Source organism: Planotetraspora phitsanulokensis (assembly GCF_016863295.1).
Classification (GTDB): Bacteria; Actinomycetota; Actinomycetes; order Streptosporangiales; family Streptosporangiaceae; genus Planotetraspora; species Planotetraspora phitsanulokensis.
In genome coordinates this window covers 87516-103539 of sequence record NZ_BOOP01000031.1, presented here as the reverse complement: position 1 = coordinate 103539, position 16024 = coordinate 87516, and the positions used below count along the sequence as shown (strand labels likewise).

General features: G+C 71.3%; 14 protein-coding genes. 9 read left to right on the top strand and 5 right to left on the bottom strand.

Going from position 1 to position 16024, the window contains the following annotated elements; genetic code table 11:
• Nucleotides 1-22 precede the first annotated feature (22 nt).
• The gene (locus tag Pph01_RS31080; RefSeq protein WP_204076735.1) at nt 23-1252 is read right to left on the bottom strand and encodes an MFS transporter; all 1230 of its coding nucleotides are present in this window, start codon (nt 1250-1252) and stop codon (nt 23-25) included.
• A 169-nt stretch (nt 1253-1421) separates the two neighbouring features.
• Here Pph01_RS31080 and Pph01_RS31075 point away from each other — a divergent pair, with 169 nt between their 5' ends.
• On the top strand, nt 1422-2231 hold the full coding sequence (locus Pph01_RS31075; RefSeq protein ID WP_204076734.1) for a site-specific recombinase: 810 nt from the start codon (nt 1422-1424) through the stop codon (nt 2229-2231).
• An 8-nt stretch (nt 2232-2239) separates the two neighbouring features.
• Here the strand turns inward: Pph01_RS31075 and Pph01_RS31070 are convergent, their stop codons facing one another.
• The gene (locus Pph01_RS31070) at nt 2240-3343 is read right to left on the bottom strand and encodes an acyltransferase family protein (RefSeq protein WP_204076733.1); all 1104 of its coding nucleotides are present in this window, start codon (nt 3341-3343) and stop codon (nt 2240-2242) included.
• Between the two features lie 298 nt (nt 3344-3641).
• Between Pph01_RS31070 and Pph01_RS31065 the strand changes: the two genes are divergently transcribed.
• Together Pph01_RS31065 and Pph01_RS31060 are read left to right on the top strand one after the other, a co-directional pair.
• Complete coding sequence (locus Pph01_RS31065) at nt 3642-4835, top strand: sensor histidine kinase (RefSeq protein ID WP_204076732.1); 1194 nt, start codon at nt 3642-3644, stop codon at nt 4833-4835.
• Between the two features lie 8 nt (nt 4836-4843).
• Nucleotides 4844-5470 (top strand): response regulator, encoded by a 627-nt coding sequence (locus Pph01_RS31060; protein ID WP_204076780.1) that lies wholly within the window; start codon nt 4844-4846, stop codon nt 5468-5470.
• Between the two features lie 97 nt (nt 5471-5567).
• Here Pph01_RS31060 and Pph01_RS31055 read toward each other — a convergent pair whose 3' ends face one another.
• Nucleotides 5568-7064 carry a M1 family metallopeptidase gene (locus tag Pph01_RS31055; protein ID WP_204076731.1) on the bottom strand — a complete coding sequence of 499 codons (1497 nt, stop codon included), beginning with the start codon at nt 7062-7064 and terminating at the stop codon, nt 5568-5570.
• 500 nt (nt 7065-7564) lie between these two features.
• Here Pph01_RS31055 and Pph01_RS31050 point away from each other — a divergent pair, with 500 nt between their 5' ends.
• The 6 genes from Pph01_RS31050 (at nt 7565) to Pph01_RS31025 (ending at nt 14871) form a co-directional block, all read left to right on the top strand.
• A complete protein-coding gene (locus Pph01_RS31050) occupies nt 7565-9331 on the top strand; it encodes an ABC transporter ATP-binding protein (RefSeq protein ID WP_204076730.1) in 1767 nt (588 codons plus the stop codon).
• A 147-nt stretch (nt 9332-9478) separates the two neighbouring features.
• Nucleotides 9479-10558 (top strand): hypothetical protein, encoded by a 1080-nt coding sequence (locus Pph01_RS31045; protein ID WP_204076729.1) that lies wholly within the window; start codon nt 9479-9481, stop codon nt 10556-10558.
• 10 nt (nt 10559-10568) lie between these two features.
• Nucleotides 10569-11735, top strand: a complete 1167-nt coding sequence (locus Pph01_RS31040; protein WP_204076728.1) for a transglycosylase SLT domain-containing protein — start codon at nt 10569-10571, stop codon at nt 11733-11735.
• A 4-nt stretch (nt 11736-11739) separates the two neighbouring features.
• A complete protein-coding gene (locus Pph01_RS31035; protein ID WP_204076727.1) occupies nt 11740-12039 on the top strand; it encodes a hypothetical protein in 300 nt (99 codons plus the stop codon).
• On the top strand, nt 12036-14171 hold the full coding sequence (locus Pph01_RS31030) for a hypothetical protein (protein ID WP_204076726.1): 2136 nt from the start codon (nt 12036-12038) through the stop codon (nt 14169-14171). The genes Pph01_RS31035 and Pph01_RS31030 overlap by 4 nt, the downstream gene beginning before the upstream one ends.
• Entirely contained in the window at nt 14152-14871 is a 720-nt protein-coding gene (locus tag Pph01_RS31025) for a C1 family peptidase (RefSeq protein WP_204076725.1), read from the top strand. The genes Pph01_RS31030 and Pph01_RS31025 overlap by 20 nt, the downstream gene beginning before the upstream one ends.
• A 59-nt stretch (nt 14872-14930) precedes the next feature.
• Here Pph01_RS31025 and Pph01_RS31020 read toward each other — a convergent pair whose 3' ends face one another.
• Both Pph01_RS31020 and Pph01_RS31015 read right to left on the bottom strand, forming a co-directional pair.
• On the bottom strand, nt 14931-15389 hold the full coding sequence (locus tag Pph01_RS31020; protein ID WP_204076724.1) for a carboxypeptidase-like regulatory domain-containing protein: 459 nt from the start codon (nt 15387-15389) through the stop codon (nt 14931-14933).
• 16 nt (nt 15390-15405) lie between these two features.
• Nucleotides 15406-16008, bottom strand: a complete 603-nt coding sequence (locus Pph01_RS31015; protein ID WP_204076723.1) for an RNA polymerase sigma factor — start codon at nt 16006-16008, stop codon at nt 15406-15408.
• Nucleotides 16009-16024 lie beyond the last annotated feature (16 nt).

The following is a 16024-nucleotide window of genomic DNA, read 5'->3' as shown; positions in this document are numbered from 1 at the left end:
GACGACGGGTGTGGGCGCGCGCTCACCCGAGCCTCCGCACGTCCGGTACGGCGAGCACGGCCAGGCCGGTGGTGATCTGCCAGATCGCCCCGAATCCCAGCACGGCCGTGGTCCCGGCCAGGGCGGCCACCGGACCGGCCAGGGCCAGGCCGAGCGGCCCGAGGGCGAACGCCCCCACGGTGGTGAGGGAGGTGATCCGGGCCATGACCTCGGCCGGCACGTGCCGCTGGTTGGTGGTCGCGTAGAGCATCCCGCAGACCGCCGAGCCGATCCCGGCCACGAACGCGGCCCCGGCCACGGGCAGCACCGGGAGGCCCGCGGCGATGGCGCCCGAGGGTAGGGCCCAGCCCGCCGTGGCGACCGTCGCGACGACGAGCGGCCGGCGCGGGGTGCGGCCGCCCAGCGACGCCAGGCCGCCCACGACCGCGCCCGAGCCGTAGAACGCCATGATCACCCCCCAGTCGCGGGCACCGCCGAGACGCTCGTGCGCCACGACCGGTCCGAGCACGAGGAACGGCGCCCATACGAGCAGGTTGAACAGCGTGAACTGCAACGTCGTCACCCACAGCCAGGTCCTCGACCGGAACTGCGCCCAGCCTTCGAGCAACGCCGCGGCCCCTCCCCCGGGGCCCGCCGCCCGCGAGGGTCGCTCCTGGACGCGCAGGGTGAGGAGAGCCACGGCGCTGACCACATACGTGAGCGCGTCGACCGCGACGACCACGCCGGAGCCGGCCGTCGCCACGGCGAGCCCGGCGAGCGCCGGCCCCGCGACGGACGCCAGTGACCCGGCCATACCGGCCAGCGCGTTGGCGTCACGCAGCTTGTCTTCGTACGGCTCGCCCGAGGCCGCGATCTCCGGGATGAGCGCACCCCGCGCGGGGGCGTAGAACGACTCGCCCGCTCCCCACATCGCAAGCAGCACCACGAACGTCCAGACGGCGGGCCGTCCTGTCAGCAGCAAGACGGCCAGCACGGCCTGCACGGCGCAGCGCAGCACGTCGGAGACGACCATGACCCGGCGGGGCCCGAACCGGTCGGCGACCGCGCCGCCCACGAGCATCAGGACCACCATGGGGACGATCCGCGCCGCCATCACGAAGCCGAGGTCGGCCTCGATCCCTCCTCCGTCGAGCACGGCGAAGGTCACCGCGACCGTCGCCATCGACGAGCCCAGCAACGACGCCGACTCCCCGATGAAGAACAGCCTCAGGTCGTGATGCGCCAGTGCGGCCGGCAGCCGTGTCCTCGCCATGCCTCCTCACCCTGCGGGGTCACGGGCGATCCTTCAAGATTGCGGCTCAACAAGGTTGAGTCCCTTTACTGCATAGGGCCGAGAACGGCCGGGCAGCCGCTTGGAGCTGCCGGGTTAGACTCCCCATGCGCACTCCCGATCCGGTCATTTACTGCGGAAAGAGCCACGCATGACGTCGCCCCCGGCTCCCGTCGAATACGCGGTGGCGGTCGAGCACTACCTCGCGGCCCTACGCCTGAGCGAGGCGTCCCGCCGCGTCTATCGCATCGCCCTGGCCACGTGGGCGTGGGCGCTCGTCGCGAGGACGCCGCCGGACGGGAAGGGACGCCGGGGCGCCGCCGCGCCGATCGTGCCGATGGCCCTGCTCGACGCCTCCGGCGCCGCGGAGCGGCTGGAGGACGCCCTCGCACGGCGGGCCGCAACGGCCGACCCGCGCACCGTCAGCAGGGAGTTGTCCATCCTCCGCGGGGCGATCTCCTGGTGGCGGATGCGGGGCTGGATCGACGCGGACCCGCTTGACGGGCTACGCCCGCCCGCCACGCCGTCGTCCGCGCCCTCCACGCTGACGCCGGGGCAGGTGACGGAGGTCTTCGCCCTCCCCGCGCCGCTCCGCGAGCAGACCTGCTGGCGCCTGCTGTACGAGACGACGGCCCCCATCGAGCGTGTGCTCGCGCTGAACGCCGACGACCTCGACCTGATCAGACGACGGGTGCGCGGAGAGCCGGGCATCCGCTGGCGAGCCGGTTCGGGCCGCCTGCTGCCCCTGCTGCTGGCCGGCCGTACGACGGGGCCAGTGTTCCTGGCGAGCCGGCGGGCGGCGGCGAGCACGGCGGCCCGCGACCGCTGCCCCGTCACCGGGCGGGGGCGGCTGTCCTACCGCCAGGCGGCCGAGCTCTTCGCGGCGGCCACCAGGCATCTCGACCCGGCGGGACGCGGCTGGACCCTGCGGCGGCTCAGGGCGGCCGGCGCGTCGGCGTAGACGCGCGCTCAGGTCGGCCCCGGCGCGGCCGGCCGCCGCCGCGACCCGGGGAGTTCGAACAACCACGTCGCGCGCGCCGCCAGGAGCCCGCGGTGGATCGCCAGGCTCAGGCCGATCACCACGGTGGTCAGCAGAATCGGGTAACCCGCCACCGCGAGTGCCTGGCCGTCGCCGCCCAGCCTGGACATCGGGCCCACGAGAAACCGGTGCAGCAGGGCGAGCAGCGGCATGTGGATGACATAGATCGGCAGCGTTCGGCGTCCAAGGGCGGCGAGCGCGTCACCCACCTGCCGCCACCTGCTCACTCGCTCGGCGGCGGTGACGCCGAAGGCCACCGCCGCGATGGACACCACCGGCCACACCCCCACCCAGTGCTGGGCGCCGGCCACGGCCATGATCGCCAGCGCCGCGGCGTACACGACGAAGGTCAGAGCCAGGCGGCGGTTCGTGGCGGTCGCCGCCCACCGTTCGACATAGGGCTTGAAGTACAGACCGCCGAGGAAGAACACCAGGTTCTGGTAGAAGCCACCGCGGTCGCCCGGGGTGGCGAGCACGCCGGCGGCCGTGATGACGGACAGGGCCGCGGCGGCGGCGAGGATCACCGGCCGCGGCGCCCGTCGTACGGCCTTGGCGAACGCGAAATAGAGCGCGAGGGCGTACAGGTACCAGAGGTTGGACGGGGTGATGGTGAGCTGTTCCACCAGCCCGAGCACGGAATCGGCGTGGGCGGTGGGGAAGTTCGGGACCGCGGCCAGGATCGCGGTGTGGATGAGCAGCCAGACGGCGTATAAGTACAGGAATTTGGCGATCCGGGACCTGCCCAGCACCCGCCACGGACGGTTTACGGCGTTCGCCGCGAAGACCCCTGAGATGGTGAAGAACAGCGGCATCCGGAGCGGCAGGAGTTGCTCGCCCAGCGTTCCCCAGGCACTGGGGACGGGCAGGCCGACATGCCAGCTGATCTGCAGATAGTCCTTGACGATGACGTGCCACAACACCACGAGGATGATGCACGCGCCCTTGGCGACGTCCGCCCACTGCGCCCGTCGCCTGGGCGCATCGGCGCCGGGCGCGGTCCGGGCGTTCCCGGCGTGAATCCGAACGGTCGTCACGATTCTCCTTGGCCATGCGTGAGTAAGGGCGCGCTCGCGCCCCGGACGGCTGATTCGGTTTCCGGCCGGGTTCACCGCTTCAGGCGGTGCACGGACCCCTCAGGGCCAGGGCAGGCGGGGGCGGGACGCTCTGCTGGAGCGGACCGGAGCGAGCCTCCGGAAGACGGCCGTCGGCTCTGGAGAAGCCTCGCCGCCGGGCCCGGGGCGGCACATCGGCCCCAGGGCAGGGATCTTCACGGCACCGGCTCTGCCTTTCGGCCGATATCGGCACCCCTGCGCTCTGACTACGCTGGTCGCGATGACGACGCCGCAGATCCGACACTGGGGGTTCCGCCTGGGCCAGCTGGCCGGGCTCACGGTGATGGCGGTGCTCGGGATCATCGACCTCCGCTTCGGCATGCTCCACCTCTACGGCGACGGCGCCCTTGTGTTGTCCCTGGTACGGGTGGGGCTGGCGGTGGCCACCGTGAGGGTCTGGCTGCCCGCGCACCCGCCGAGCTCCCGGCGCCTGCCGACGCTGGCTCTGCTGCTCGCCGCGGTGTCGATCGTCGTCACCGGCGCCACGCTGGCCGCCGGGTTGGCCGCGACGGGCGTATGGGGCTTCGCCGAGACCTGCGGCCTGCTCGCGAGCCTCTACGTGGTGGCACGCCGGGGAGCGCCCCGGTCGGCGGTGGCCGCGGTTCTGGCCCTCGGGCTGGCCCTCATCCTGCTGCCGTTGCGCGGTGTCACCGACGACGCGTACGTCATAGCCGCGCTCCTCCTCACCCTCGGCGCGGCCGGCGCGACCGCCGGTGGGGCCTACATGCGGTTCCTGGACCGCGGACGGGAGCAGGCTCTCGCCACGGTCCGGGCCGAGCAGCGCGCCGAGTTCGCCCGGGAACTGCACGACTTCATCGCCCACCACGTCACGGGGATCGTGGTCCAGGCACAGGGCGCGCGGTTCATCGCCGAGCAGGATCCTCAGCGGGTGATCCTCGCCCTGGAACAGATCGAGCAGGCCGGTGCGGAGACGATGAACTCGATGCGTCGGATGGTGGGCGTGCTGCGCGACCCGGACGCCGGACCGGACGCGCCGTTGACGCCGCTGGCCGGGCTGACGGATCTCGACCCGTTGCTGGCGGGCTTCAACGGTTCGGGTGCGCCGGTGACCCGGCTGCACGTCGACGGAGAGCTGGACGGGATCCCCGTCGAGGTCTCCACCACGGCCTATCGGGTGGTGATGGAGGCGTTGACGAACACCCGCCGGCACGCGGCAGGCGCCCGGTCGGTGGACGTGCAGGTCTTCCGCGGCCCGGAGTGGCTCTTCGTCCGGGTGACCGACGACGGCGTCACCCCGCGCGCCGTCGCGCCCCGGGGACAACACCGGTACGGTCTCATGGGCCTCACCGAGCGGGTCCGTGCCCTCGGAGGGCGGTTCTCCGCCGGGCCCGGTGCCGTCGGCGGCTGGGTGGTCGACGCGGCGCTGCCGCTCAATCAGGAGGCGGCGCGGTGATTCGGGTGATGGTCGCCGACGATCAGGCCATGGTCCGTACCGGGTTCGGCATGATCATCGACAGCCAGCCGGACATGGAGGTGGTCGGCGAGGCGGCGGACGGCGTGGCCGCGGTCGACCTGGCCCGGCGGCTCCGGCCCGATGTGGCGCTGCTGGACATCCGGATGCCCAGGATGGACGGCCTGGAGGCGCTCCGGCTGCTGGCGGGCAAAGGCGTCGCCGACCCGATCAAGGTGGTCGTGGTGACCACCTTCGATCTCGACGAATACGTGCACACGGCGCTGAGCACCGGCGCGTGCGGGTTCCTGCTCAAGGACTCGGGGCCGGCGTTGCTGGTGGAGGCGGTCCGCGCGGCGGTGTCGGGCGACGCCCTGATCAGCCCTTCGATCACGGTGCGGCTGCTGGAGCACCTCAGTCCCCCGGCCCCGGCGCGCGACGACGCGGGCCTGTCGCCGCGGGAGCTCGACGTGGTGAGGCTGGCCGCCCGCGGCCTGACCAACGCGGAGATCGCCGAGCGCCTGTTCATCGCCGTCGGCACCGTCAAGACGCATCTGGGCAGCGTGCACATGAAACTCGGCGCCCGCAACCGGGTGGAGATCGCGGCGTGGGCGTGGGAACGCCGCCTGGTCGATTGAGGCGCCGGCGTACGTTCCGGTCGCCCGCGACGCGAACCCGGCAGACGGAAGCGGGCGGAACTCCCGATCGCCCGGGAGTTCCCTCGCCTCTCACCTGTCAGGTTTGATTCGTTCCCTTGCGGTCTTTCAGCGACTTCGGCGGGGTGGTCCGCGAGTCCAGCCAGGCGTCGATGAACGCGGTGAAGTCCTTGCCGGTCTGCTCGTTGACGAAGGCGGTGAAGGACTTCCGGGTCTGCTGGGTGTTCCGGTGGTCCTGCGCCCAGGCGTGGGCGAGCGCGAAGAACTTCTTGTCGCCGATCGTGCTCTGCAGCTGGCGGAGCATCGCCGCCCCGCAGATGTAGACGTTGCTCATGGCGAACTCCGACGGCCTGGGGTGACCGGGCGGGCCGTACTTCTTGCGCAGGGCCGCGTCGGCCTGCCGGAACCAGGCGTCGAAGTCGGCGTTCGTCAGGTGGGCCGTTTCCTTCTCGTAGACCAACTGGGCGTACTGTGCCCAGCCCTCGTTGAGCCACAGGTCCTGCCAATTGGTCGGTGTGACGGCGTCGCCGAACCACTGGTGGGCGTACTCGTGCACGACGTCCAGCTCGAACTGGTCCGCGCCGAAAGAGAACACGGCGGACCCCAGGGTGACCATCTGCTGGGTCTCCATCCCCGAGTCGGAGTCCACCATGACGACGCCGCCGCTGGGGAAGGGATAGGGGCCGAACTTCTTCTCCAGCCAGGTCAGGTACTTCGGGGACTTCTTCAAGACGGGGAGGGCACGCTTGTCGGTCGGCCGGTACCAGTAGGTCAGCGGCAGCCCGTGCGGGCCCTTCGCGGTGACCTTCTTGTACTTCCCGACGGCGAGCGTCGTCAGGTAGGACGCCACGGGGTCGGTGCTCTGGTAGCGGAAGGTGTTTCCGTCCTGCCCCTTGGGGGTGCCGCTCGCGATGCCGGACCAGCCCTTCGGCACCGTCACGGCGATGTCGTAGAGCGCCTCGTCCGACGGCTGGTCGTTCGCCGGATACCAGGTGAGAGCCCCGTACGGCTCCTGCATCGTCCACAGGCCGCCGTCCTTGTCGACGGTGAGCCCGAGCGGATGGGTGTCACCGCGCTTCGACGGCATCGGGACGGTCTTCGGCTTGCCGTGATAGGCCACGACGAGAGTGAACGGCTTGTCCGCGGTGACGGGGGTGGCGACGGTGAGCTTCTCCTTGGTCACCTCGCCGGTCGCGGAGGCGCCGTCGACCGTCAGCGAGTCGATGTCGTAGGGCTCGAAGTCGAGGCTGAACGACTCGGCGTCCTTCGTCGGCCGGACCTGCAGGGTCGCCGTGCCGGTCAACACGCGCTTGGACGGCGACCAGTCGAGCGCCAGGTCGTAGTGGAGCACGTCGAGGGCGTCGGTCCCCCGCTTCGGGTAGATCGGGTCGGCGACGGGCGTCGAGCGCCCGGCCTGCCAGGCCGCGTACGCGTCCTCGGCCGGGGTCGGCGACGCGGCGGCGGGTCCTGTCGCGGGCACGGTGGCGGCGGATTGAGGGACTCGAGAGGGCTCCGCCGTGCAGCCGGTTATCAGTAATGCCGGCACGAGCGCGACGTAAAGGATGGGGCGATTCACGGACGAAACCGTATAGGCAACTATAAAAGTTTGATACGCGTTAAATGTCCGAGCAGGAAATGCCCCCCCAAGAAGTACGCCGCACCTGCGCCCCCTGACCGGGCACCGAAGCCCGCCTTGTACGGCGGATCCTCACCAGGGCGCGGGCGGCCGGCATACGCCGCGGGAAATCGCCTCAACGCGCTCGCCATCCCCGCAGTTCAGGCCCATCCGCAAAAGTGAGCCGCCTCACCCGCCCCCCGCGTGGCGATTTCGCCCTTTCTGGGGCTAATGTCGGAATTAGACATACCCGGGGGAATCGAGCAAAGGGAGGGATCGATGAGTTTGAACAAGATCTTCCCGACGAACCTCAGCATGTCCGAGGACAGCTGGGGCTGTTGCAGGCGACGCAGGCGCAGGCGCTTCCGTCGCTGGCGCCGCTGGCGTAGGCGCTGGTGGTGGTGACCACATCTGGAGGACCAGAGCGGAGCCGGCGGGTCACCCGTCGGCTCCCCTCCTTCATGGGCTTCGCGACGGGCGCGGCGCAGGACGCCCCCTCGGTGGCGCCCATCGTCTCCATCCGGAAGAGCTTCCGGCGGTTCTGGCCCTACACCCGGGGGCTGCGCTGGCTGCTCGTCGTAGGTGTCCTCATGGCGATCCTGGCCACCGTCTGCGAGATCATCGCGATCCGGCTGTTCGGGCTCATCACGGACGAGGTCCTCAGCACCCAGGACCTGACCGCCTTCTGGGCACCCGCGTTCGCCTGGATCGGTCTTGCCGCGGTCGCGGCCGTGGCCTCCTTCGTCAGCGCGTTCAGCGCGGCCGTGGGCGGGGAGCGCTTCCTGCTGCGCCTGCGCGACAACGTGTTCGACCATCTCCAGACGCTGACCCCCGACTTCTTCGAGAACCGCAGGCTGGGCGATCTGATGGCCCGGCTGACCGACGACATCGAGGCCATCGAGGAACTCGTGGGCTCCGGACTGATCCGGCTGATCACCGCGGTGATCAGCGCGGTCCTGTTCGCCACGGCCGCCTTCTTCATCAGATGGGACCTCGCCCTGGTGACCTTCACGATGGTCCCGGCGTTCCTCCTGGTGTCCAAGGCCTTCGCATCGCGCTTCAGGCGGGCGGCGGCGCGTGAGCGCTTCAGCAACGGGGTCATGAACAGCGCCATCGAGGAGGCCCTGTCGAACCAGCCGGTCGTCCAGGCCTACAACCGCCAGGCCGCCGAGTCGGGGCGGCTGCACGAGGCGGGCCGCGGCTGGATGGCCGCCAACATCTCGCAGGCCCGGCTGTCCGCCCTGTACGGCCCCGCCGTACAGGTCATCGAGACCGTCTGCCTGCTCGTGATCATCGGGTTCGGGGCGTGGGAGATCGCGGCGGGCCGGCTCACCCTCGGCGGGCTGCTGGCGTTCGCCGCCTATCTGGCCTATCTGTATCCGGCGGTCCAGGGGCTCGGGGAGATCGCGCTCACCGTCTCGGAGGCCGGCGCGGGCTCGGACCGCATCATGGAGGTGCTTCGCGCCCGCCCCGCCGTCACCGACCGGCCCGCCGCCCTCGCCCCGAGCTCTTCGAGCCTCGGCCACATCGAGTTCCTCGACGTCGGCTTCACCTATCCCCGCCGGTCCCGGCCGACGCTGAGCGGCCTGTCGTTCAGCGCGCTGCCCGGGGAGCTCGTCGTGTGCACGGGGCCGAGCGGCGCGGGCAAGTCGACCGTGGCCAAGCTGCTCCTGCGGTTCTACGACCCCACCAGGGGACGGATCCTGCTCGACGGGACGGACCTGCGTGACCTGCCGCGCGACGTCCTGCGCGACCGCGTCACCCTCCTCCAGCAGGAGAACCTCGTCTTCTCCGGGACGGTGCGCGACAACATCGCCTACGGCCGCCCGGATTCGACCCAGGCCGAGATCGTGGAGGCCGCGGTCACGGCCGGCGCGCACGACTTCATCCGCGGGCTCCCCCAGGGCTACAACACGCCCATCGGCCAGCGGGGACGTCTGCTGTCCGGCGGCCAGCGGCAGCGGATCGCCATCGCCCGGGCGATCCTGCGGGACACACCGGTGCTGGTCCTGGACGAGCCGATGACCGGACTCGACGAGCCCACGGCGGCGCGGATCATGGAACCGCTCCGCAGGCTGATGTCCGGGCGCACCACCATCCTCATCACCCATGACCTGCGCCTCGTGCCGGAGGCGGCCGAGAAGGTGGTGCTCGAAGCCGTCCGGGACTCCGGGCGGATCCGGCTCCGGCTGTCCCGGTCGCGCGGCACGTCACTGCGCAGCGCGTGACGTGCCGCACGGTCCGCTGACGGCGGACCGGGCGCCCGTGTGCGCGGATGCGGCCCGAATGGCGACTTTTCCTCGATTCGATGTATCAGCCGGTCTTCCCGCCCCCTCTGGATAGGTCAGAGGAACTCAGCAGATGGAGGCTGGATCATGACCGACAAGCCAACGCCCCGCCCCGCCAGGACGGCAGCCGGCAAGCAGGCCGAGCCCACGGGCGCCGAAGCCGCGGAAGCGGCCCTGGCCGTACCCGGCGCGGAAGCCGTTCCCGGCGACGTCTCCGCGACCATGGAGGCCATCCGCGAGATGGGCGTGGCGACGGCCAGGGCGGAACCGCTCACCGTCGGCGAGACGGCGGCGGACTCGAACGTGGCCGACGAGATGACCGGGAACGGCGTCGCGTTCGGCGAGCTCGTGAAGAGCGTCGGGCTGGCCGTGGCCGCCGCGCAGTCGGAGCTGGACAAGAACCTCAGGGAGACGGCGAAGGCGCTCTCCGAGACGCAGATCGACGTCATCGCGGTCTTCGAGCAGCAGATCAAGGACGACGACGGCACGATGGACAAGGGCGAGGTCCACATGCAGAAACTGCCCTTGATCAACTACCTGATGCCGACCGCCTACCAGTGGAGGCGGGTCTACCTCGAGGCCGACGCCAACGTGCAGGAGTTCAACTCCCGCAGCGGCTTCAACGTCCAGCAGCGCGCGTTCTCCGCGGGCGCGAGCGTCAGAGGCGGATTCGGAATCTTCGGCGGCGGAATGAGCGCGTCCGCGAGCACCTCCTACAGCAACACCGCCACCGGTGTCGACGCGTCCCTCAGCCAGGACCTCGCCGCGGGCAAGCTGCACATGGAGGCGACCCTCGAGCCCCGCTCCGACGTGCAACTCCCCCAGCCGTTCGTGCTGCAGAAGGGGCCCAGGCTCGAACTCCAGGTCGGCGCGCGGACCGACGTCCACCAGGACAACGACGAGACCAAGCCGGTGACCGCCCACAAGGTCGCGATCACCGCCGTGCTCAAGAAGACCGACGGCAGCCCGAACGACGACAAGAACCTGTCGATCACCATCAGCGAGCCCACGCTCAACTTCACCAGCCCGGGCAAGACGAACGCCCAGGGTGAGATGTCGATCGACATCAGCAGGAAGGTGGCGGCGCCCGACCAGGACCAGCCGGTACAGGCCCTGGTCAGGGTCAGCTTCGGCCTGGTCAGCCAGTCCGCGGCCATCTCGGTCTGAGGGGACGGGGATGGCCGGGCTCACCGACTTCCACGGTTACCAGGACAGCGTCACCTGGCGCCTGGTCCCCGCCGGCGTGGAGATCAGCGGCACCGGCGTCGAACGGACGCAGGGCAGCCCGCGCACGGTCACCCGGGTCTGGGACGCGTACTCCCGGCAGATCAACATCGCGGCCAGGACGTACCGGGTCCCGGCCGAGCTGATCATCGCGACCATCTGCACCGAGTCCGGCGGCAACGCCGACGCGGTCAGGGAGGAGCCCGGCTACACCTCCGACGAGGCCACTCCGCACCGGGTCAGCGCCGGGCTCACGCAGACGCTCATCTCCACCGCCCGCGAGACGCTCCAGCTCAGCCTCGACCGCGCGTGGCTGCTCGTGCCGGGCAACTCGATCACGGCGGGGACGGCGTACATCGCGAAGCAGGCCCGCGAGACCTCGCTCGACCCGCCGCTGGTGGCGGCCGCCTACAACGCGGGGCGGCTGCACTACCAGGGAGGCACCGGCAACCGATGGAAGCTGCGGCAGTACCCGATCGGCACGGGGGCGCACGTCGACCGCTTCGTCCGTTTCCTCAACGACGCGGTCGCCGTCCTCCGCGAGCATCCCACCAAGCCGGCGGTAGGCCTGGACGTGCTGCTCGGCGGCTCGTCCCCCTCCCCGCCTCCGAGAGCGGTCGCCGCCCCGCAGCCGACCGTCCGCTGGGCGGAGTCCGCGAGCAGGGAGGCGGTCCCGCCTTACGCGCTCGGGGTGCTGACCGACGTGCTGCGCGCGGCCGGGCTGTCCGACGCGCTGGTCACCAGCACCCAGCGCTCACCCCGGGACCAGGCGCGGGTGATGTACGACAACTGCGAGCGGTACGGCCCGGCGGCGCAGAAGAAGCTCTACGGCTCGTACGGCGACCAGGTCATCGACGTGTACGTCTCGTCGAAGGCCGCCGGCCGGGATCCTGCCGCGATCAAGGCCGACATGGAAGGCAAGATCGTCGCCATCGGGGCGCAGAACGTGTCGCGGCACACGGCGGATCCGCGGGTGCTCACGGTCATCGACGTCGCCCCCAGCTCGGTGCGCGACCAGGCCGCCTTCGAACGCGCGGTCAAAGCCGAGGGCCGGGTCAGGCGCTTCCTGCAACCTCCGACCGACCCCGCGTACCACCTCGAGATCCCGGTCCCGAGGTGACGGCATGGAAGTCGCGCTGACCGATCTGCTCGCGGCCACGGGCGACGGGCTCGTGGACGCGCAACTCGCGCTCGACGAGCGCGGACTGGACAGCCTGGACGCCTTCGGGGAGACCGGGATCACGCCCACCGTGCTGACGTGGTCGGCCGTCCGTCTCAGGATCCCGGTCGCGATGCGGCTGCTCCCGAAGCGCGAACCGGGTCAGGCCACGGCCTCGCTGGTCGGCCTGCCGTCCGGCGCCGGCGGCCACCTGATCGTGGGCGTGCGGTACCTGCCCGCCGAACAGGGAGAGGGAGACGGATGAAGGGCACGTTGCTGAACCGGGGCGACCGGGCCGGGGTCGCCGACGCCACGGTGAGCGCCTGGGAGGTCGGCGACCGCCCGGGCCGTCACCTACCGGTGGCGGCCGCCCAGACCGACGCGGACGGCCGGTTCGCGCTCGACGTTCCCGCGTCGCGCGGGGACGTCGTGCTGCGGGTGCACCACGGCAAGGGGGCAGCCGACCTCGACCCGAGGGCGCTCGTCGCCGTCGTCCAGGTCCCGGTCGAGGACAGGCGGGGCGGGCAGCCCGTCATCTGGCTTGACGACCGGGACGGCCGGTCACGGCCGCTCTTCGGGCGGGCCCTGATCGGCGAGGACCCGGCCCCGGAGCGTCTGACCGTCACGGCGTCCACACTCGCCGGCGTACGGCAGAAGGCCGCGACCGGACGGGGAGGATGGTTCGCCCTGCGGCTCTCCGACCCGGGCGTCCCCACCGAGCTGCGGCTCTCCTTGGAGGGCGACCGGCCCCTCGTCGGCTCCTGGTCCGTCACCGAGAAGGACTCCGAAGCGGACGTCGTCTTCTCCCCGCCCGGGAACTTCGAGGTCACGGGGAAGGTGGCGCGGAAGGCCGACGGATCGGGACTGGGCGGCCTGCGGGTCGAGTTGCTGGACCGGTCGGGCCAGTGGGCCAACCCGGTCGGCGACGCCACGACCGGCGATTCCGGCGACTTCACGCTCGGCTTCGCCCAGGTGCTCGACACCCCGCCGGTGCCGACCTTCGCCGTCTGGTCGCGGGACGAGCGGGTCGCGACCGTCGACTGGCCCGCCGCATGGGCGGACCTCCGGCTGCGCGACGTCCGCCTGGTGCTGGACGTGCCGCCTGACCGGCCGCCCGCCTACCGGCTCGGCGGCCAGGCCCTGGACCGCGCCGCCCGCACCCCCGTGCCAGGTCTGCTGGTCGAGGTGTACGGCGTCGGCTTCGACGTGCTGCTGAAGCAGACCTCCACCGACGGCGACGGGCGGTTCTCCGTGAGCGTGCCGCCCTCCCCCGACGGAGGCCGGCCGGATCTCGGGCTGCGTCTCTATCGGGACGGTGTCCGCGTGGGCGAGCAGCGGGTCACCACCGCGGCGTGGCACGCGGACGCCGCCTCGGTGTTCTGCGAGGTGGACCTGCCCCCTGCTGCGCCGGCCGTCTTCCGCGTCGCCGGGCGGCTGGTCGACCAGGTCACCCGGTCCGGGGTGGCCGGGCTGCGCGTCGAGGCGTGGGACAAGGTCCCCAGACCGGGCGGCCTGCTCGGCGCCGCCACGTACACCGCTCAGGACGGCACCTTCGACCTGGCTCTGCCCGCCGACGTCCCTCCCGCCCTGTTCTTCCGGCTCTACGCGGCGGACGCCCTCGTGGCCACCCTCGACGACGAGGTCGGCTGGGACGCCGCCGGCACCGGCACGGTGCTCCTGGAGATCGCCGGCGTTCCCCGTCCCGACGGAGAGGTCGTCCTGCACGAGCTCGGCGAGACCATCGCCACCGCCGTCAACCGGATGCAGAGCGAGCTCGCCCGGTATCCGAGCACGGTGGGCGCGTACGTGGTGGACGAGCTCGACCTCAGCGTTCCGGTCGCGGTGCAGCTCGACCGGCTCGGCCAGGTGCGGGCGAAGGTCGTCGACCGGGCGCCCGTCGACGAGCAGCTCGGGCAGATCCGGATGCGCGTACGGCCCGTCCTCGGCGCGCGGCTGCCGTACGCGGACCAGCTCGACCAGCCGTTGTCCGTGCTCACCGAGCTGAGCGCGGACGCCGTCGCACGGCTCAACGCCCTTCGGGTCTACTCGGTGGAGGACCTCGCCCGGCTCGCCTCCGCCCCGGCGGGATCGGCGGCACTCGCCGGCCTGAACCTCGGAGTCGACCTCGCCGCGCTGCTCGACAAGGTGGCGCTGCTGTCCCTGACCGTCCTGCCGAGACCGGTGAGGGAGGCCCTCATCCTGCTCGGCGTCTCGAGCCCGCGCGCCTTCGCCGATCATCCGGACCCGGCGGCGCTCGCCGCCGCACTCAGCGTCCGGCTCGGCCAGGACATCGGTGTGGACGCGGTGACCACCTGGGCACGCCTCGTCCGCGACGGGCTGGCCATCCCACTCCCCTCGATCACGGAAGAGACCATCGATGAGCATCACGAACGGTGACGCGACCGGCGCCCCGCCACTCGGCAGGCGCGCACCCGCCGACTGGCGGCACGTCGAGCGCTACCCCTACTCCGCCATCGCCCCGCAGACCGTGCCGGTGGTCGAGCGCGCCCTGCCGCTCCCGGCCTTCCGCCGCCTCTACGACCAGCAGCGGGAGGGAGCATGCGTCGGCTTCTCCTCGTCCTGGATGATGTCCGTGCTCAACCGGCCGCTGTACGACGCGCGCTGGTTGTGGTCCCGCGCCAAGGAAGTCGACGAATGGCCGTCGACCAACCCCGGTGACGACCAGGGCACCTCGGTCAGGGCCGCCATGGACGTCCTGCGCGACGAGGGCCACTGCCGGCTCTTCCGCGGCCGCCGCCAGGCGGTCTCGCTCACGGACGGCATCGCGGCCAACCGCTGGGCGACCACGGTCGACGAGGTCCGCACCTGCATCGCGTACGGCACGCCTGTCGTGCTGGGCTGCAACTGGTATTCGAACTTCGATCGTCCCGATGACGGCGGCTGGATCGGGAAGGGCGACCTCGGCGCCGTCCGCGGCGGGCACGCCATCTGCGTCTACCGGGCCTCGGACAGCCGCCAGGCGGTACGGCTGGTCAACTCCTGGGGAACCTCGTACCCGCTGGTGTGGCTGCCGTACGAGATCCTGCAGCGCCTGATCGACGAGGACGGGGAGGTGACGCTGGTCACCGATCGGTGACCCCGGCACGATGGCCGCGGGCCCGCGCGTCTCCGCGCGGGCCCGCGGTCTCTTTCTCCTCAGATGTTGATCCAGTTGGTGGCGATCCTGGTTCCCGTCTCCGTACGGCAGTGCAGTGAGAACGGGCCCGCCGGGATGGGACGGATCGTGAAGCAGCCGACGTCGTCCGTGGTCACGACGACGTCCTCGCCGGAAAGCACCCTCACGTGGACGTTGAGCACCTGGCACGGCACCACCTGGCCGAGCACGGCGTCGGGGATGATCTCGAGTTCGAACGTCAGCTCCGCCGAAGAGAAGGTCAGCGCCCTCAGCGGCGCGGACTCGTCCCTCCGGAGAGCCCCGGCACGGTCGCCGTCGTACTCGGAGTCGTACATGAGCGCGGCGAGTTCGCCGTCGATGTCCCGCCAGGCGAACATGGCCTTGCCCAGCTCGACGAACTCGGGCGGCACCTCGTCCGCGTCCCGAAGGGCCATGGCGAGCTCGGCCAGCAGTTCGTCGTCTCTCCACTGCTCAGGCATCGGTTCAGGCATCCGATCAGACATCGCCGCCGCCTCCCGCGCTCCCGGCCGCGGGGCCGAGAAAACCCTTCAGATGGGGGCTCCGGCGGAGTCTGGCGAGGCATCTGCCCCGGGTGGGTCCGATCCCGCCGATGGACAGGCACAGCCGTTCGGCGATCTCGCGGTAGGACAGCTGCTGTTCCTGCGCGAGCAGGAGCAGCAGCTGCCGGCAGTGCGGAGGCAACTGCGCGAAGGCCGCGCGGAGTGCGGCCCGGCGCTCGCACCTCTCCAGTTCCTGGCCGATCATCACCGACTCGTCGCCCATCTCCCTCTCGAGGTCGAGAGCGTGTTCGTTGCTCTCGCGCCTGCGTACTGCCCGCGAAGCGTGAAGGCATTCCCGCTGGGTGACGGTCGCCAGCCAGCCCGCGAACGCTTCCGGCTGCTGAAGCGATCCCAGTTTCTCGACCGTGCGCAGCCACACCATCTGAGCGACGTCATCCCTGTCCTGCAGGTTCAGCCGGTAACGATTGCAGATCGCCCACACGAAGGGCGCATAGCGCTCCACGAGGCGGCCCCAGGCGTCCTGATCGCCCTTCTGCGCTCGCACGACGAGGTCGGCGAGGGTGGAATCCTCTGCCATGGGACCTCCTAGGCGG